This window comes from Pseudorhodobacter ferrugineus DSM 5888, assembly GCF_000420745.1.
Taxonomy (GTDB): domain Bacteria; phylum Pseudomonadota; class Alphaproteobacteria; order Rhodobacterales; family Rhodobacteraceae; genus Pseudorhodobacter; species Pseudorhodobacter ferrugineus.
The window spans coordinates 1-17895 of record NZ_ATVN01000006.1; the positions used below are offsets into that span (position 1 = coordinate 1).

Annotated in this window: 20 protein-coding genes and 1 pseudogene; 11 read left to right on the forward strand and 10 right to left on the reverse strand. The window is 59.5% G+C overall.

Annotated features, from left to right (window positions below; translation table 11 throughout):
- Positions 1-262, forward strand: a 262-nt coding sequence (locus tag G560_RS0106800) for an ATP-binding protein (protein WP_022703369.1), incomplete at its 5' end; no start/stop codon positions are given.
- Between the two features lie 72 nt (positions 263-334).
- On the opposite strand, the pseudogene G560_RS18730 reads toward G560_RS0106800, so the two are convergent.
- Positions 335-1177 (reverse strand): annotated as a pseudogene (locus G560_RS18730) (DNA polymerase IV); the annotation flags it as partial.
- Between the two features lie 324 nt (positions 1178-1501).
- Between G560_RS18730 and G560_RS18735 the strand changes: the two are divergent.
- Positions 1502-2593, forward strand: coding sequence for a RelA/SpoT domain-containing protein (locus G560_RS18735; RefSeq protein ID WP_022703564.1), 1092 nt, complete (start codon positions 1502-1504; stop codon positions 2591-2593).
- A 54-nt stretch (positions 2594-2647) separates the two neighbouring features.
- Here G560_RS18735 and G560_RS18740 read toward each other — a convergent pair whose 3' ends face one another.
- Complete coding sequence (locus G560_RS18740; RefSeq protein ID WP_022703565.1) at positions 2648-3463, reverse strand: ParB/RepB/Spo0J family partition protein; 816 nt, start codon at positions 3461-3463, stop codon at positions 2648-2650.
- A gap of 69 nt (positions 3464-3532) precedes the next feature.
- Between G560_RS18740 and G560_RS0106820 the strand changes: the two genes are divergently transcribed.
- The 3 genes from G560_RS0106820 (at position 3533) to G560_RS0106830 (ending at position 5111) form a co-directional block, all read left to right on the forward strand.
- On the forward strand, positions 3533-4414 hold the full coding sequence (locus G560_RS0106820) for an SPFH domain-containing protein (protein WP_022703566.1): 882 nt from the start codon (positions 3533-3535) through the stop codon (positions 4412-4414).
- The gene (locus G560_RS0106825) at positions 4411-4686 is read left to right on the forward strand and encodes an NfeD family protein (protein WP_022703567.1); all 276 of its coding nucleotides are present in this window, start codon (positions 4411-4413) and stop codon (positions 4684-4686) included. Before G560_RS0106820 ends, G560_RS0106825 begins: the two co-directional genes overlap by 4 nt.
- Positions 4687-4841: 155 nt before the next feature.
- Entirely contained in the window at positions 4842-5111 is a 270-nt protein-coding gene (locus G560_RS0106830; RefSeq protein ID WP_022703568.1) for a hypothetical protein, read from the forward strand.
- A gap of 27 nt (positions 5112-5138) precedes the next feature.
- On the opposite strand, the gene G560_RS0106835 is transcribed toward G560_RS0106830, so the two are convergent.
- From G560_RS0106835 to trxA, 4 genes are all read right to left on the reverse strand, one after another.
- The gene (locus G560_RS0106835) at positions 5139-5582 is read right to left on the reverse strand and encodes a TspO/MBR family protein (RefSeq protein ID WP_022703569.1); all 444 of its coding nucleotides are present in this window, start codon (positions 5580-5582) and stop codon (positions 5139-5141) included.
- Positions 5583-5682: 100 nt separating this feature from the next.
- The gene (locus tag G560_RS18745; RefSeq protein ID WP_022703570.1) at positions 5683-5895 is read right to left on the reverse strand and encodes a Trm112 family protein; all 213 of its coding nucleotides are present in this window, start codon (positions 5893-5895) and stop codon (positions 5683-5685) included.
- Positions 5892-6545, reverse strand: a complete 654-nt coding sequence (locus tag G560_RS0106845; protein ID WP_022703571.1) for an LON peptidase substrate-binding domain-containing protein — start codon at positions 6543-6545, stop codon at positions 5892-5894. The genes G560_RS18745 and G560_RS0106845 overlap by 4 nt, the downstream gene beginning before the upstream one ends.
- 26 nt (positions 6546-6571) lie before the next feature.
- Positions 6572-7489: a thioredoxin gene (gene trxA / locus G560_RS0106850; protein ID WP_022703572.1), complete on the reverse strand. Its 918-nt coding sequence runs from the start codon at positions 7487-7489 to the stop codon at positions 6572-6574.
- Positions 7490-7610: 121 nt separating this feature from the next.
- Between trxA and G560_RS0106855 the strand changes: the two genes are divergently transcribed.
- On the forward strand, positions 7611-8246 hold the full coding sequence (locus G560_RS0106855; protein ID WP_022703573.1) for a GDSL-type esterase/lipase family protein: 636 nt from the start codon (positions 7611-7613) through the stop codon (positions 8244-8246).
- A 40-nt stretch (positions 8247-8286) separates the two neighbouring features.
- Here G560_RS0106855 and G560_RS0106860 read toward each other — a convergent pair whose 3' ends face one another.
- The 3 genes from G560_RS0106860 to G560_RS0106870 all read right to left on the reverse strand — a co-directional run bounded on the left by G560_RS0106860 (position 8287) and on the right by G560_RS0106870 (position 12041).
- Positions 8287-9063: a 3'(2'),5'-bisphosphate nucleotidase CysQ gene (locus tag G560_RS0106860; protein WP_022703574.1), complete on the reverse strand. Its 777-nt coding sequence runs from the start codon at positions 9061-9063 to the stop codon at positions 8287-8289.
- Positions 9056-10399, reverse strand: coding sequence for a TldD/PmbA family protein (locus G560_RS0106865; RefSeq protein WP_022703575.1), 1344 nt, complete (start codon positions 10397-10399; stop codon positions 9056-9058). Before G560_RS0106865 ends, G560_RS0106860 begins: the two co-directional genes overlap by 8 nt.
- Before the next feature lie 121 nt (positions 10400-10520).
- Positions 10521-12041, reverse strand: a complete 1521-nt coding sequence (locus tag G560_RS0106870) for a DUF2125 domain-containing protein (RefSeq protein WP_022703576.1) — start codon at positions 12039-12041, stop codon at positions 10521-10523.
- Positions 12042-12230: 189 nt separating this feature from the next.
- Between G560_RS0106870 and G560_RS0106875 the strand changes: the two genes are divergently transcribed.
- The 3 genes from G560_RS0106875 to G560_RS21295 all read left to right on the forward strand — a co-directional run bounded on the left by G560_RS0106875 (position 12231) and on the right by G560_RS21295 (position 13883).
- Positions 12231-12986 carry an SDR family oxidoreductase gene (locus tag G560_RS0106875; RefSeq protein WP_022703577.1) on the forward strand — a complete coding sequence of 252 codons (756 nt, stop codon included), beginning with the start codon at positions 12231-12233 and terminating at the stop codon, positions 12984-12986.
- Complete coding sequence (locus G560_RS0106880) at positions 12983-13597, forward strand: enoyl-CoA hydratase/isomerase family protein (protein WP_022703578.1); 615 nt, start codon at positions 12983-12985, stop codon at positions 13595-13597. Before G560_RS0106875 ends, G560_RS0106880 begins: the two co-directional genes overlap by 4 nt.
- Before the next feature lie 109 nt (positions 13598-13706).
- On the forward strand, positions 13707-13883 hold the full coding sequence (locus G560_RS21295; RefSeq protein ID WP_022703579.1) for a hypothetical protein: 177 nt from the start codon (positions 13707-13709) through the stop codon (positions 13881-13883).
- Here G560_RS21295 and G560_RS0106890 read toward each other — a convergent pair.
- Entirely contained in the window at positions 13880-15106 is a 1227-nt protein-coding gene (locus tag G560_RS0106890) for an FAD-dependent monooxygenase (RefSeq protein WP_028913814.1), read from the reverse strand. The genes G560_RS21295 and G560_RS0106890 overlap by 4 nt on opposite strands.
- Positions 15107-15218: 112 nt before the next feature.
- Between G560_RS0106890 and G560_RS0106895 the strand changes: the two genes are divergently transcribed.
- Entirely contained in the window at positions 15219-16550 is a 1332-nt protein-coding gene (locus G560_RS0106895) for an amidase (RefSeq protein ID WP_022703581.1), read from the forward strand.
- A gap of 156 nt (positions 16551-16706) precedes the next feature.
- Positions 16707-17894 carry an aminotransferase class I/II-fold pyridoxal phosphate-dependent enzyme gene (locus tag G560_RS0106900; protein ID WP_022703582.1) on the forward strand — a complete coding sequence of 396 codons (1188 nt, stop codon included), beginning with the start codon at positions 16707-16709 and terminating at the stop codon, positions 17892-17894.
- Position 17895: the final 1 nt, after the last annotated feature.

Below are 17895 nucleotides of genomic sequence, written 5' to 3' on the forward strand. Positions count from 1 at the left end.
GTTCAGTGCCTCTGGCGGTGCATTGCTCTTCCACCTTCTGAGCAAGCTGTATGAACGCACCAGCGTCATCATCACCACCAACCTGAGCTTCAGCGAATGGGCCAGCGTGTTCGGCGATGCCAAGATGACCACCGCACTGCTCGATCGTCTTACCCATCGCTGCCACATCCTCGAGACTGGCAATGACAGCTACCGCTTCAAGGCCAGCTCCGAAACAGCGAAGAAAAAGCGAAAGGAGGCAACAGCATTGACGCCATCATGACATAGAGAACATAACTAATGGGTGGGTCAAATCGCGGTGACAATGCCGGGTCAGTTCTCAGTGACAATCAACAGAAATGGATTTCACCGGCTCGTCCCGACTGACCCGCCGCGTATCAAGGCCGCGCGAAAGGTGCCACAAACGGTCCCCCATGCTGCCGAACCGGACGGAAAGGTCCACCCGATCCCATCGCCGCAGGTCCGCGATTGTCCGGATTCCCGCCTTTTCCAACTGGGCCCGCGTGGCCGCCCCGACACCCCAGATAATCGACACCGATTTCGGCAGCAAAAACGCCTCGGTCTCGGCCACCCCGATCACCGAAAATCCGCGCGGTTTATCAAGGTCGGATGCGATCTTGGCGAGGAACTTGTTGTGGGACAGACCAATCGAGCCAGTGATCCCCAGCTTTGCCTCCATATCCCGCACCAATCCGGCCAACAAAACCGCCGGAGGGGCACCATGAAGGCGCGCTGTTCCGGTGAGGTCTAGCAATGCCTCATCCAAGGAAAGCGGTTCGATTGACGGGGTCAGCGCCTCCATCATGGCGCGGATTTCGCGGGAAACGGCGACATATTCGGCCATTCTGGGCTTCACGACCACGGCCTCGGGGCAGAGTTTTAGGGCCTGAAACATCGGCATGGCCGAGCGGACGCCTTTGATGCGGGCAATATAACAGCAGGTGGAAACGACCCCCCTCGTGCCGCCCCCTACGATCAGGGGGAGGTCGCGATATTCGGGGTGGTCGCGTTTTTCAACGCTGGCATAAAAAGCATCGCAATCCATATGGGCGATGGAAAGGGTTTTGAGTTCGGGATGGGTCAGGATTCGAGGCGAGCGGCAGGCCGGGCATCTTTTCGGGGCCGGAGCCGCGCCGGTTTCAAAAAAGGAAAGGCAGACGCGGCAGAGGCTGAACATGGGGGGAGTATAGCAGGGCGCGGGCAGGCCGAAAACGGCCCAGATGTTCGCGCGCGGACATTTTTATAAGGTGTTGATATGTATGGGTTTTGGTATTTTTGTTAACCGGATTTTAATGCGTACACACGGGGGGGTAGGGGGTAGGGTGGGGCCTAGCCAACCGTTTGGGTGTTTTGTGGAGTGGGGGGTTGGTGGTTGGGACTGCCTGCATCGGTTGGGTTGAAATGGATGAGGTGGCACACAATGACTGCGCACCCTATGGGTTGCTCCAAGCCATCAAGAAACATACACGTATGAGTTGATGCCTTACGTTGGAGATCAATAATGGCTTGGCCGACGCCTCAATATTCGAAAAATAGAGTCCGCACAGCGGGAAAGAGAATTGCCAAGACATTCCACAACCACAATGGGCTCCTGCTTTGGAATATTAACATCGACCGCGAGGAATTTGACGTCGTGGAGAACTGGCGTACTTCACATGGCGCTGTATTAAACACCGCTCAAGCGTGGCTTCGCCGACTGGATAAACTTCAGCGACCGATCGTTGGACAACGATTAAAACGATACAACACCATAGTTGATAAGCTTGCGACTGGCCGATCAAAAGATCTTTCGACGATGCACGATATCGCAGGAGTGAGGGCAATTTTCCGGTCTGTAAAAGAAATACATGAATTTCGTGCCCAAATGCGATTGTCCAAAGCGCAGCACATTCTCATACATGAAACGGACAAATTTGACTATTTAACCAACCCCAAAAACACAGGTTATCGGGGCATACATGAGGTAATGGAAAGACACGTCGATTCCAAAAGCGGGGCAGCTTGGAATGGGTTAAAATTCGAGGTACAATTACGAACGGCTGTGCAACATGCGTGGGCTACTGCAGTTGAAATTTTTGACGACACTCAAAGCGCTAGGTTTAAATTTCAAAAATCTGCCAATCCGGCATACGAACAATTCATGATAGCAAGCGAAATTTTTGCTAGAGTACACGAACAATCTGTTGGGTGCTTGGCGGATAGAACTGACACTGAATTAGCTAATCGCTTCACAGAGTTGGAAGAAGAAACACGCACTGTGACCATGATACATGGGCTTCAAGTTGCCGTGAATTACCGGCCCTTAGAAAAGAACAGCATATTGCAACGAACTCATGATGGACAATTGTTCGTATATCCGTTTTCAAGCTTTCCTCAGGCACTAAGAGCTATTTCTGCCATTGAAGCACGCCCTGAAACGCTAAATGCGGTTCTTGTCGGAGCAAAAACCCCCTACCATATTCGAGAAGCCTTCCGTAACTATTTTGAAGACACTTCTGATTTTGTAGCACTTCTAGATGATGCATTAAGAAAAATACGCGGTCGAAATACAATTGACCTGTGGAATGCCGCCGCTCCCGCTAGGTCGAAATAATTTAACTTTTCAAGTGTGTGCCAAGAAAATTTCAAGGTCAGGTGAACTATCCCCTCACCCAAACACCCGCTCCACCTCGTCCATCACCAGCTCCATCAGCATTCCCGTGGCCTCTGGCCCCGTAAAGCGCAGCACCCAGCCGTCGCGGGTCATTTCCCTGCGCACCACCACGCCGCGCGTTGGCCGCAGCAGCCTGCGGGGGTGGCCGGGGCGGTGGGGGGTGGGGTCGTCAAAGGACTGCTCGGCTTCTTGGAGGATGGGGAGGAGGGTTTGCCATTGGCCCTCGGGCGTATTGGCCGAGGTTTCATGCAGCGCGGTCACGATCAGGTCGGTGAAATCGGCGCGTAAGGCGGCGGAAAGGCGGAGGAGTTGACGCTCGGACAAATGTTCGGGGGCGGTCAGCACGCCATCCAGCACATCAACCACCGAGGCCACATTGCGCAGACGATGGGCTTTGGGGCGCGGCGCGTGGGGGTAGAGCGCCTTGGTGGCGGCGTCGAGCGTGTCAAAATCGCCGGAATTGCGCAGGGTGACGATGATGCGGGCGCGTTCCCACGCGCTGGGGTTATGGCGGATGTCGTTTTCCTCAACCATCGCCGCCAATGCTGCGGTCAGGGTTTCGGGGGTGCGGATGAAGGCTGCGATTTCGGGCGTGGTGCCGCGCAGGGCGCAGAGGTTGGTGACGGCCGTCAGGCGGCGCAGGCCGGAGATAAGGGCGTAGCCGGTTTCGGTTTTGAACACCTCGATCGGCATGCGCAGGCCGCCTGATGCGATGGAGGATTGGAGTTCAGCCAGTGCGTCCGGGTCGAGGCCCGTGCGGTCGCGGGGCAAGGCGTGGGCGTCAATCTCGGCGATGGGGATTTGGAGCATTGCGGGCCTCTTGCGTGGGGGGCGGATTGCCGCCATGTTTAACGGAACGGATTTCAAAGGGTTGGTGCGATGGATATTGAGCAATTGATTGGTGGCAATGCGGTGTACCTTGCGGTCGCCGTGTTCATCATTGTGTGTATTTTTCTGGGGGTGCGGATTGTGCCGCAATCGGAAAAGCATGTGGTGGAGCGGTTCGGGCGGCTGCATTCGGTGCTGGGGCCTGGTATCAACTTTGTCGTGCCGTTTTTGGATAAGATTGCGCATAAGATTTCGATCCTGGAGCGGCAGTTGCCGACGGCGCGGCAGGACGCGATTACGACGGATAACGTGTTGGTGGCGGTGGAGACGAGCGTGTTTTACCGGATTACCGAGCCGGAGAAGACGGTGTACCGGATCCGCGATGTGGACGGCGCGATTGCAACGACGGTTGCGGGGATTGTGCGAAGCGAGATCGGCAAGATGGAGCTGGATCAGGTGCAATCGAACCGCGCCGAAGTGGCGGCGAATATTCGTGAGCAGGTGCGGTTGCTGGTCGATGACTGGGGCATCGAGGTGACGCGGGCCGAAATTTTGGATGTCAACTTGGATGATGCGACGCGCACGGCGATGTTGCAGCAGTTGAATGCGGAACGGGCGCGGCGGGCGCTGGTGACGGAGGCCGAGGGTAAGAAGCGGGCGGTGGAGTTGAACGCGGATGCCGAGCTTTATGCGGCGCAGCGGGAGGCCGAACAGCGGCGCGTGTTGGCGGATGCCGAGGCCTATGCCACAGGGGTGATTGCCGAGGCGATCAAGATGAACGGGATTGAGGCGGCGCAGTATCAGGTGGCGTTGAAGCAGGTTGAGGCGTTAACCGCCGTGGGGCAAGGGACGGGCAAGCAGACGATCATTGTGCCCGCGCAGGCGCTGGAGGCGTTTGGGGATGCGTTCAAGATGTTGCAGGGGCGCAAATGAGCTGGTTTGGCATGTGGTGGGTTTGGATCGTACTGGGGTTTTCCCTGGGGGTGCTAGAGGTGTTGGCGCCCGGATATATCTTTCTTGGGTTTGCGATTGGCGCGGTGGCGACGGGTGTTTTGGTCGGCGTTGGGGTTTTGGGCCATGCGCTGCCTGCCACCTTACTGGTGTTTGCACTGGCGTCTTTGGCCGCGTGGTTTGTAACGCGACGGCTGTTGGGCCCGCATGCGGGTAAGGCCAAGATGTGGGATCGCGACATCAACGACAACTAAAGCGTTTCGACTTAAACCTTGCTCACATAACACTGCCTGAAATCAAAGATTTCAACGCGTTATGTGATGTATGTTAGGTCACGTTAAAGTCGAAACGCTATAGGGCCGCATTGGCCCGAAACGGCCGCTGTTGAACGTAGAGAAAGGGTCCAACCATGCCCATTTTTGTTTTGGCCTTGCTGTGCATCGGCTTTTTTGTCTGGTCCCACTGGGGGCGCGCCAAAGCACGGTCTGAATTGAACCGCACCCTTGACCCGATTTGGGACCGGATGCGCAAGCCCAAGCAATGCAAATGGGTTTCAGGCCGCGCCCATGACGGTGGTTTGCGCGAATTTACCTGTGAGACCTGCAAAGTGACGGCCTATAGCGGCAATCCAAACGGGCCGCAGCAGTGCAAAAAAAGCATTGGCGGCGCCGCATTATAGGGCGGTTCGGCCCGAATGCGCCCGCAGTCAGTTCAAAACCACAATCGCCGTGTTCAGGGCCGTCGCCAGGCTGACCCAAGCGATATACGGCAGGAACAGCGCGGCGGACAACCGGTCACTGGCCCATTCGCGCCGAATGAACAGGGCAATCAGCACCCACATCGCAGCGATCACCACAAGCGCTGCCAAGGGTTGCTTTAGGCCAAAGAACACTGGCGACCATAGGAAATTGAGCGCCATTTGCCCCCACCACAGGCCCGCCGCCCCACCGTAGAGCCATTTGCGCGCACCGACCCAGCCGATCAGCACGTAAAGCGTTGTCCACATCGGGCCGAACAGCCAGTTGGGCGGAGAGAACCACGGCTTTGCCAGACCCGCATACCATTCGCCCGGCAAGGTGCTGACACCGATCAGCCCGCCGATCACCGGAACCGCGATAATGAATGCGGCATAGATCCAGATGTTGCGCATAGCACGCCCCTTTTTCAGTTTGATTAAATCTTACCGACCGAAAGCCATCGGAATTGAAAACCCAACCCGTTCCGTGACGCGTTGAATTCGATCGACCCGTTTAATCCAGGGCCCGCGCTTCGGACACCAGCATGATCGGGATACCGTTGCGAATGGGGAAGGCCATTTTTGCGACCTTTGACACCAACTCTTGCGCCTCGGCGTCATAGGACAGCGTGGTCTGCGTCATCGGACAGATCAGCGCTTCAAGCATCCGGCGGTCGATGACCGGCGCGTTTTGCGGTGTACCATCGGGGCCGATTTTATCGCTCATTGCATTATCTCCTCGCCGCTTCCGCCACGCAGGGCGAATTCGATCAATGTTACCATCGTTTCGCGGCGCGTGACCAAGGTTGGCGCCTCGAGCAACGCCTGTTTGTCCTCGGGCGAGAACGGGCAGAGCATAGAGAGCGAATTGATCAACAACTCCTCATCTGCCTCGCTTAAACTCTCCCAATCGGTAGAAAGTTCCATCGATTCAAAAAATCGATTTAAAAGGTCCATGAACGCGGGCCGATCAAAGGCCGGGTCTTCCTCAACCCCGCCTTGGTCGCGTTCAAATCCCTGCCAGTCAACCTTTGCACGGCGATACGGGGAAAAGCCCTTGACCTCTTCGCGCAAGCGGAATCGCGACACGCCCGAAAGCGTGACCATATAGCGGCCATCCTCGGTTTCGGAAAAGCCGGTCAAACGGCCAGCGCAACCGATGGATTGCAGCTTGGCCTCACCGCCACCCGCGCTGGCGGGCACTTCACGCGTCTGGATCATACCGATCAGGCGCGCGGGCGTTTTCATGCAATCTTCCAGCATCTGCAAATACCGCGGCTCGAATATATGGAGCGGCAGGCGAGCGCGGGGCAACAGCAGCGCACCGGGCAGCGGAAAGATCGGGATCGTATCGGGGAGGTCTGATATATGTTTCATAATCAGCAGCTAGGCCGCATTTTCATTTAGACAAATATCATTGATGAAAGTTTGCGGCGCCCTTTCAGGACGATCGGATCTTTGGGCGGCAAGGCATCAAAAATCGTGAACAATTGTGTCTTGGCGGCGGCGTCATTCCACTCTCGGTCGCGGCGGAAAAGGTCAAGCAGCATCTCCACGGCCTCTTCGATCTTGCCGCTGGCGTGCAGGGCTGTGGCAAGGTCAAACCGCGCTTGCAGGTTGTCGGGGTCGGCATCCACAGCGGCGCGCAATTCGGTTTCGGGGCCAGCGTTGGCGGCTTGGTGGATCAGGGCGATCTGGGCGCGCACGGCCTCAATTTCCTTGGCAGTGGCGATTTTGGCGGGCACAGCGGCAAGGGCTGCCTCGGCCTGCGGCACCTGATCCAAGGCGATGTGGGCGCGCACGAGGCCCGCAAAGGCCAGCACGTTTTCCGGCTCTTCTTCCAAAATCGCAGCAAAGGTTTCCAGCGCATCGGCGGCGTCGCCTTCGGTCAGCATGGTTTCAGCCGCCTCAATCGCGTCGGCAAGGCCGCCATCACCGCCAAGTGCGCCAACCTTTTCGACAAAGGCTTTCAGCTCGGACGCGGGCAAAGCGCCTTGGAAGCCGTCGACAGGTTTGCCTTGGAAAAACGCATAGACGGTGGGGATGGACTGGATGCGCAGTTGCGCCGAAATATTGGGGCTTTCGTCCACATTGATCTTGACCATGCGGACCTTACCTTTGGCCGCTGTCACCGCCGCCTCAAGCGCTGGGCCAAGCTGTTTGCAGGGGCCACACCACGGGGCCCAGAAATCCACGATCACAGGAACATCGGCGCTGCCTTCGATCACGTCTGCCATGAACGTGGCTTCGGACCCGTCCTTGATCAAATCTGCAGCTTGGGCGGGTTGTGCCGCGCCCGATTGGTCGCCAAACGTCAACATCGGATACCTCTTTGGTCATATCTGTTGCCTCTATATGCGCATTGGCGGGCAAAAGGCCAAGGGGCTTTGCAAGGATGCAGTGGCGCGGTAACTTGTGGTTTAACCCCAAAGGAGCCGCGCGATGCCGATTTTGATGTGTTTTGGTGACAGCAACACCCATGGCACCCCGCCGATTGTGCAGCGCGGGGTTTATGCGCGCTATGACGCGGCGACGCGCTGGCCCACGCGGGCGGCGGCGTTGCTGGGGCCCGATTGGGATTTGGTCGAAGAGGGGTTACCGGGGCGTACCAGTTGTTTTGATGATCCGATGATGGGCGATCATATGAATGCGGTGATCGGCATGCGGATCGCGCTGAATTCGCACGGGCCGCTGGAGTATATGACGATCATGCTGGGCACCAATGACGTGAAAACGCGGTTTGGTGCGTCTGCGGAACGGATTGTGGCGGGGATTGCAGGGCTGGTGGATATGGCGCTGGCCCCCGATATGGCCGCGCGGCACCCTGGCTTGCGGATATTGCTGATCGCGCCGCCGCCGGTGCAGGAATTGGGGCCGCTGACGGGCGAATTTATTGGCGGGGCGGCCAAAGGGGCGGCTTTGGCGGGTGTGCTGGGGGCCTATGCGGCGGCGCGGGGGCTGGGGTTTCTGGATGCAGGCACAGTGCTGCAAACCAGCCCTATTGATGGCGTTCACTACGCGCCCGAGGGCCACGCCGCCTTGGCTATAGCCGCTGCAAAAGCGCTCAAATCACTTTAACCCAGCATTTCATCTTTGCAAAAATACTCAAAAAAACCATTTACCGAAGCGCAATCAATTCGGCATGCAAACCCGCTGCCGCAACCAGCACGCCATCCGTACGCGGATCGGCTGCGTTGAACCGCAGCGTGGCGCCTGCCCCGTCACTAACCACCGCCCCTGCCCGTGTGGCGATCAGAGCGCCTGCCGCAATGTCCCATTCCCACGTTCTGCGGAATGCCAGCATCGCATCAAACCGCCCTTGGGCCACAAGGCACAGGCGGTAGGCAAGCGATGGGCGGAACGCGCGGTGCAGGTCCGGCACGCCACCCGGCCAATGCTGTGCGGCCATATTGGGTTTTGAGGTCAGAACGCTGGCCCCTGCTACCCCCGTTTGCGCAGTGGCACGGATGGTTTGGCTGTTCAGCTGCGCGTCTGATGCCGCATGGGCGCTGTACATGCGGTCTTTGGCGGGCAAAAACACGGCACCGGCGATGATCCGGTCGCCTTCGGCAATTGCCAGCGAATGGGCAAAGCTGTCTTGGCCATCAATAAACGCGCGGGTGCCATCTATGGGGTCGATAATAAAACACCGCTGCTTGGACAGGCGGTCGGTACCATCGGGGCTTTCTTCGGACAGCCAGCCATAATCGGGGCGGGCGGTGCGCAGGCGGTCCGCCAGCATGGTGTTCACGGCCAAATCCGCCTCGGTCACGGGGCCTGCGCCATCGCCTTTGTCCCAGACCTGCGGGTCGCGTTTGAAGTGGCGCATGGCAATCACGCCCGCCTCGCGCGCGGCGGTGACCAGCAACGCCAAATCGGCATCAAGATCAGGCACCCGCAAGCGTCAGCCCCTCAACCAACAAGGACGGCACGCGGGTCGACATATGCATCCGTGCGTCATTGGCTGGCGTCATGCGCAGCAGCATATCGCGCAGGTTGCCCGCGATGGTGATTTCATTCACCGCATAGGTGATTTCGCCATTTTCGACCCAGAACCCCGAAGCCCCGCGCGAATAATCGCCCGTGGTGGGGTTGATCGACGACCCGATCAACGAGGTGACAAGCAACCCCGTGCCCATATCGGCAATCAGGTCAGCGCGGCTTTTGGTCCCCTGCGTCAAATCAATATTCGACGTGCCCGGCGATGGCGGCGAAGAGGCCCCGCGCGCGGCATTCGCGGTGCTGGGCATGCCCAGTTTGCGGCCAGTGGCAAGGTCAAGCACCCAACCCATCAACACGCCATTTTCCACAATTGCGCGCCGCGCGGTGGGCAAGCCTTCGCCATCAAAGGCGCGGCTGCCGGCCACGCGGGCGCGCAAGGGATCTTCGATTATCGACAAGCCTGCGGGCAAAATCTGCGTGCCCAGCGCATCGCGCAACCAGCCAGAACCGCGCGCAATGGTCGTGCCGTTGATCGCGCCCAACACATGCCCGATCAGACCCGATGATATGCGTTCATCATAAAGTACGGGGTACGCCCCTGTTTTCGGTTTGCGCGCACCCACCCGTTCCAAGGCGCGGGCGGCGGCAAGCGCGCCAATCTCTTCGCCGCTTGGCAGATCGACGGCGTGGATACGACCCTCGGCGGCCCAGTCCCGTTCCATCCCGGTGCCCGACCCTGTGAATGCCACGGCCGAGACCGAACGCGACGAGCGTGCATAGCCACCCGAAAAGCCGTTGCTGGCAGCCAGATGGATTTGGCGGCGCGACTGGCTGGCGCTTGCCTCGACTTGGGTTATGCCTGCCACAGCCATCGCGGCGGCCTCGGCGCGGCGGGCATCGGATTCGAGCACGGCGGCGCTGACCTCGGGCGTCAAATCGCACAGGTCCAATGCAGCCATATCCCAGTCACGGGCCAGTTGCGACGGATCGGCAAGCCCTGCATAGGGGTCGGTCGGTGCCTCGCGTGCCATTGCGACCGCGCGTTCGGCCACGGCGCGGATGGTGGCATCGGATGTATCAGACACCGACACACAGGCCTGTCGCTGCCCGATCAGCACCCGCAGGCCCAATTCCACGCCTTCGGACCGTTCGGCCTGTTCCAGCGCGCCTGCGCGAATATCAATCGCGGTGGCGATCCCTTCGACGGCAATCGCATCGGCGGCATCGGCGCCTGCGCGTTTGGCAGCGGCCAGCAGTGCCGAGGTCAGCTGTTCAAGCGAACGGGTCATGGCAGTATCCTTTGGTATGTTATCTCGCAGGTAATCCGACACGCGCCCTATGGCAAGGCGCTGACATGAAAAGGGCGGCCCCCAAGGCCGCCCCGGTATCATAATGCTGGCCCAGCGCGGCTTAGAACGGTAGCGGATTGCCGTTGGACAGGATGGTGCCATCCTCTTTAATTTCGACCTCGGCGATAAAGCTGTCTGGGGTCGGGCCAGGTTTGGCCAACATACCCGCCATCATGCCAAAGGTCATGGTGATCTGCGGATCGACCAGCCCCAGCACTTGCAGCTTACCCAGCAGGGTGTTTGCGCCTGTTAGGGACAGGTTCACCTTGCCCGTTGGCATCGGCGCAACACCGCCCAACAGCGGTGATTTGGTGTTGTCAAAGGCCAAGGCGCCATTGCCGGTAAATTCTGCGCCTGCGACGGTCAGTTGCAACGCGTCAATATCCAGCGCCGAAACCTCTAGCGGGGATTTTTCGCCCATCATTGCCATTTCATCTGTGGACAGCATGTCAACCAAAGGCTTGGCTTTGCCCCTAAGTGCAATGTCGAGCGTGGCCGGATCACGTGGCAAGGTGGCGCCGGGGTCGATCATGTTCCACAGCATATCCGACACGGTCAGACCCGAAAGGTTGACGTGCAGCGCAAAATCCTTGGGGTCGTCAGACTTGGCGATTGGCATCAAAAGGCTGAATTCGGCATTGTCATAGGCGGCTGAAAGTTCCGGAAACGGAATGGCAGAGCCGGACGCTTTCAGCGCGACACCTTTGCCGATGACGCCATAAGCGATGCGATCCTTATCCATCGACACGTTCAGATTGCCGCCTTTGGACGCGCTTTCGATATTGGTGATGCTGCCCTCCTTGTCCGTGATGGCAAGGGTGAACCCACCGGCATCATAGGTAAACGACCCGTCTGTCGTGAACCCTTGTGCCAACATTGCCCCCATGTCGCCCGCAGCCAGCGCCTTTGGCACTGCCCCCGAGGATGCCCCCGCAATGCCCGTCATTTTACCGACCACATCAAACTTTTCACCCTTTTCAGGGTTTTCGCCACGGGCGTTGAAGGCAATTTCCCCAGCCGCGAAGGTAGAGTTAACCCCTGTCACGTCGCCTGGCGTTACCTGATAATTCGCCAGTATTTTGGACAGCGTCATGTCAAAATTCACATCGCTGGGTTTGCCATCGACCATGAAATCCAGCACTTTGATGCCGACAGTATTGGCGACAACATCGTAACCAATCGCATCAGGCGTTCCGCTGGCCGTGACCACCAGTGCATTTTGCGTGATGACAAGAGTGCTGGCCGTGTCTTTGCCAGGCCCGTCCTTGCTGGCCATATTCACCTGATACGTGTCAGACATGGTAACTTCGACGCGGCCATCGCCGGTTTCACGGAACGCGACCTGTGGAATGGTGCCTTTGACCTGTTGCCTGCCGCTGGACATATCAATCGCAAGGTCAGAAATGGTCAGCGTATCGCCTGCCCGAGACTCGGACCCTGCGGTGTAGGTTTGGCCATAGCTCGCGCCGACCTCTTTCCAGTTTTGCCAAACCTCATCGGCGGTTACATCGGCAAAGACGGGGGCAGCAAAACAGGCCGACACTGCGGCAAAGGATACGGTTTGGAAAAAATGCTTTGTCATGGGATAGGCTCTCCGTTTGAAATCGGTTTTTTGCAGCATCGGCGCGGGGCAGCGCGGGGTCAAGAGGTGGCAGATAGCAATCGGGCACGAAACCGTGTGCAAGCTGGGGATGTATTTGGGCCGAGAGGTGGCTGGAACTGGCCGCTGTGCTGCGTTAGCCTTTGGCAAAGCGTATAAGCGAGGTGCAGGATGCAGGTTTCGATGGATGGCAAGGTTGTGGCAATCACGGGCGCAAGCCGCGGGATAGGGGCCGCCAGCGCGCGGGTGTTTGCGGATGCGGGTGCGCGGGTGGTGTTGCTGGCGCGGTCCGGGGATGAGATTGCAGCACTGGCACGGGATATCGGGCGCGGGGCGCTGGCGATTGAATGCGATGTGGGGGATGAGGCTTCTGTGTCGGTCGCGATGGCGCAGATTGTGGACACCTGCGGCGGGCTGAATGTGCTGATCGGCAATGCGGGCGTGATTGACCCGATTGGCCGGATCTGTGACGTGGCGCCGGAAGATTGGTCGCGCGCCGTTGATATTAACCTGAAGGGCGTTTTTTACGGGATGCGGGCGGCTATCCCTTTGATGCGGGGGCGGGGCGGCACGATTATCACGGTATCATCCGGTGCAGCACATAACCCGTTGGAAGGGTGGAGCGCCTATTGCGCGTCCAAGGCGGGGGCGGCGATGTTGACGCGGGCGGCGCATCTGGAGGAAGGCAGCAGCGGGTTGCGGATTATGGGCATGTCACCCGGCACGGTGGCCACGGATATGCAGGTGCGGATCAAGGCGAGCGGGATCAACCCTGTCAGCCAGCTGGACCCGTCGGTCCATATTCCCGCCGATTGGCCCGCACGGTTGATGCTGTGGATGTGCGGCAAAGGCGGCGATGACTGGTTAGGGCAAGAGGTATCTTTGCGCGATGAGGCTGTACGCCGCGCTGTGGGGTTGGTGGCATGATTGAGCTGGCCATTGATGGCGGGGTTTGGACCGCCACAATCAACCGCCCCGACAAGGCCAATTCCCTGACGGGCGCGATGCTGGCCGATTTGGCAGATATTGCCGAGCGGGCGGGGCCCGAGGGCGCGCGGGCGTTGATTATCACAGGTGCTGGCCGCGTGTTTTCGGCTGGGGCGGATTTGGACGAAGCGCATGCGGGACTGGCCGTTAGCCCTGTGTGGGAGCGGCTTTCCGGCGCGATTGCAGCCTTGCCTTGCCTGACCATTGCCGCACTGAACGGCACCATTGCGGGCGGGGCGATGGGCATGGCACTGGCCTGTGATTTGCGGATTTCTGTTGCGGGGGCAAAGGTGTTTTATCCCGTCATGCGGTTAGGGTTTTTGCCGCAGCCGTCAGATGTGCCACGGCTTGTGCGCTTGGTCGGGCCTGCGCGGGCGTCGATGATTTTGATGGCGGGGCAGAAGGTTGACGTGACCGAAGCGATGGCTTGGGGGTTGATTGACCGTGTGGTGGACGCCAATTTGCTGGATGTGGCGCGGGGTTTGGTGGTGGATTCTGTTTCTGCGGCACCGGAGCATGCGAGGTCGATCAAGCGCATGGTTTGGGGATAGGGCGGGATTTTGAGTATTTTTACAAAGATGAAATGGCAAGATTTGTTGCGGGATTGCGGGGCGGCGGGGTTTAGGGCACAAGCGCGCAAAGCCGCATCAGGAGTGGATCATGGATTATAACGCATCGGGAGCTGCCAAAATGGGTAAGAACGCGCCACGCTATGCCGAACATAACGCCAAAGGGACAGAGAAAAACCCTTATGGCGCGCAGCCCACAAAGGCCGAATTGGTGGCCCGCATGAAAGCGGCAGCCGAGGCCAAAAAGGCCGCTGCTAAGAAAGACTAAATCTGCTGCCCCTGCAACAGGCGCGGCAGATCGCCGTCTAACCCTGCGGCGGTGCGGATGAAGCGGCGGCGCAGGGCTGGCATAGCATTTACCGCGCCCATCCCCAGATCACGCGCCATGCGCAATAGCGGGTTATCGTTTGAGAACAAGCGATTGACGCTGTCCATGCCCAGCGCAAGGGCGGTTGTGTCAAACCTGCGCCATTGTTGATAGCGTTCCAGCACATCGACTGCGCCGAAATCTTCGCCTCGGCGCTGCGCCTCGATTAGCACCTGTGCCAGCGCGCCGACATCACGCAAGCCAAGGTTCAGGCCTTGTCCTGCAATGGGGTGGACACCGTGCGCCGCATCACCGACAAGCGCCAGACGCGGGGCGATAAAGCTGTTGGCCAGTGTGAGGTTGAGTGGGTAGGTGAAACGGGTGCCTGCCAGTTTGATATTGCCCAGAAAGTCGCCGAAACGGGGGCGGAGCGCGTTCAGGTAATCTGAATCATTCAACGCTTGGATCTGGGTGGCGCGGGTTGTCTCCTCGCTCCACACAATTGACGAGCGGTTGCCGGGCAGGGGTAGAATGGCAAGTGGGCCTTGCGGCATGAAAAATTGGTGTGCGATGCCATTGTGGGGGCGGTCATGTTCGACGGCGGTGACAAGGGCGGTTTGGCCATAGGCCCAACCCGAGCGCGAAATCCCTGCGCGCTGCGCCGTGCCGCTGGCGCGACCATCGCAACCCACAAGCAGGCGGGCGGAAAGCTGGCGGCCCGAGGCGAGGGTAACGGTAACGCCGGTTTGATCCGTGCTTTGCGCGGTGACGGTTTCGCCCGACAGCAGGGTGATGTTTGGTGCTGCCTGCATTGCGGCCAGAAAGGCGGCGTAGAGGTGGCGATCCTCGACCATGAAACCCATCGGGCCTTCTTCAATCTCGGCATGGTCAAAATGGAGGAAAAAGGGGGCAGCCCCTGTGCCTGCATGGCCATCACTGGCCTTGATCTCGAGGATCGGCTGCACAAGGTCGGCGATATGCGGCCAGACGCCGATGACCGACAGCAGGCGTTTGGAGGCATGGGCCAGCGAATAGGCGCGGCCATCAAAGCCGGCCTCGGCCCGTGCGGGGGCGGGGCGAGCATCAACCACCGTGACCCGCAAACCACCACCAGCCAAAGCCAGCGCCAAAGCGGGGCCATTCAGCCCGCCACCCACGATTAGAATATCTGCATCCTGTTTCATGCGGGTAATTATGGGGCAATCGGGTGCTTTGTCCATGCGCCCCGCCGATATTGCGATTGTCCGATTGACGCAGGGGCGTTAGCCTTTGCGCAACAACGGGAAAAGGTGGGTTATGGCGGGCAATTGGCTTTGGATGACAGCGGCGGATTTGGGGCGCGGGATCGAGGCGGGCAAGATCAATCCGATGGAGCTGACCGAGGCGTTTTTGGACTCGATTGAGCAGCACCCCGAGGCCAAACGCATTTATTCGCGCACCACGCCACGCCGCGCGCGGACCATGTCGATGGCGGCGGCTGACCGTGCCAAGGCGGGGCACCGGATTGGGCTGTTGGACGGTGTGCCGATTTCGTGGAAAGACCTGTTCGATGCGTCGGGAGCCCCGTGTGAGGCAGGATCGGCGCTGTTGAAGGGTCGGGTGCCAGAGGTGGACGCCGAGGTGTTGACCACCGCCACCGCGCAAGGGCTGGTCTGTTTGGGTAAAACCCATATGTCGGAACTGGCGTTTTCGGGGCTGGGGCTGAACCCGATTACCGCCACCCCGCCGAATGTGAATGACCCAGAGGCGGTGCCGGGGGGGTCATCGTCGGGCTGTGCGGCGTCGGTTGCCTTTGGGCTGGCACCGGCGGCGATTGGGTCAGATACGGGCGGGTCGGTGCGGATACCTGCGGCGTGGAATGACCTTGTGGGGCTGAAAACCACGCCGGGGCGGTTGTCATTGCGCGGGGTTGTGCCGCTGTGTGAACGCTATGATACCGTGGGGCCGCTGGCCCGCAGTGTCGAGGATTGCGCGCTGCTTTTGGCGGCGATGGAGGGCAGCAAACCTGCCGATCTGAATGGGGCCAGCCTGAAAGGCGCGCGGTTGTTGGTGTTGGACACCGTAGCGCTGGATGATCTGCGCGAGGCGCCGGAACGCGGGTTTGACGGGGCGGTGGATCGTTTGGCCCGTGCCGGAGCCAAGATTGAGATCGGGAAAATTCCCGAGGTAGTGGAGGCGATGAGCCTTGCCGCGATCACCTTTACCGCCGAAGCCTATGGCATTTGGGGCAAGCTGATTGAGAGCGCGCCTGAAAAGATGTTCCCGCGCATTCTGGAACGGTTCCGGTCGGGGGCGGCGTTTTCGGGGGCCGATTATGTGGCGGCGTGGCGGCGGCTGGAGGAGCTGCGCCTGATTTGGGCGAAAAAAACCGCCGCTTATGATGCGGTGATCCTGCCCACAGCGCCGATTTTGCCACCCCATGCGCAGCGGTTGATGGAGGATCACGATTATTACGTCACCGAGAACCTGCTGGCGCTGCGCAATACGCGGATCGGCAATATGTTTGGCCTGTGCGGCGTGACCTTGCCCACTGGGCAACCATCTTGCGGGATTAGCTTTTTGGCGGCCCCTTGGCAGGAAGAACGGCTGTTGCGGCTGTGTTCGGCGGCAGAACGGGCGCTGGGTTAGGCCAAACCGCGCTTATGGATAGTGGGGGAGGGACGAAAAAGACACAATCCCCACCCCCAACTGCACAATATCAAAGCGTTTTTCTGGACCGCGCCGCAATCCCTCGCTATCCTACATCCAAACGGGGCGACATGACCCCGACGAGATGAGGCAGCAATGGCATTTCCTGAGCGGTTTTCTAACCTGCCAGAATACGCGTTTCCGCGCTTGCGGGCGCTTCTGGATCCAATCCCTGCAGGTGGGACGCCCATCGCCATGACCATTGGCGAGCCGCGTCACCCTATGCCCGATTTCGTGGGGCCTGTGTTGGCCGCGAATTTGGACGGCTTTGCGATTTATCCACCCAATGACGGCACACCAGAACTGCTGGTAGCGATTGCGGGATGGGTGCAGCGGCGGTACGATGTGACCTTGAACCCCAATCAGATTATGGCGTTGAACGGCACACGCGAAGGGTTGTTCAATGCGGCCGTTGCCCTGTGCCCGGAAACAAAGGGCGGCAAGCGGCCTGTCATTTTGATGCCGAACCCGTTTTATCAAGTCTATGCCGTGGCCGCGTTGGCGATGGGCGCCGAACCGGTTTATGTGCCTGCAACGGCGGCCACGGGGCATTTGCCCGATTATGCCAGCCTGCCACGCGACATTCTTGACCGCACGGCGCTTGCTTACTTATGTTCGCCCGCCAACCCCCAAGGCGCGGTGGCCAGCACCGATTATTGGGCCGATTTGTTGGCACTGGCTGAAAAGCATGATTTCCAAGTGCTGGCCGATGAATGCTATGCCGAGATTTACCGCGACACACCGCCCCCCGGTGTGTTGGCCGTGGCCAAGACCATAGGCGCGGACCCTGAACGCGCGCTGACGTTTCATTCGCTGTCGAAACGGTCAAACTTGCCCGGCCTGCGGTCTGGCTTTGTGGCGGGGGGGGTGCAGTCGATCACCCGCATCCGCCAATTGCGGGCCTTTGCAGGTGCGCCGCTGCCGTTGCCGATCCAAAAGGTGTCCGAGGCGGCGTGGAACGACGAGGCGCATGTGACCGCTTCGCGCGCGCTGTATGTTGAAAAATTCGCCCTTGCCGACCGCATTTTTGACGGGATGCAAGGGTATATGCCACCGCAAGCCGGGTTTTTCCTGTGGCTTCCGGTGCAAGATGGCGAAGAGGCCACGGTAAAGCTGTGGCGCGAGACAGGCGTTCGGGTTTTGCCCGGCGCGTATCTGTCGCGCGATGTCGGCGGGGACAACCCCGGCGCAGGTTATATTCGGGTGGCTTTGGTCGCCCCAAAAGAAGAAACACAGCGCGGGCTGACCCTGCTTCGCGACTGTATTTACGGGCAAGGACGGTAAA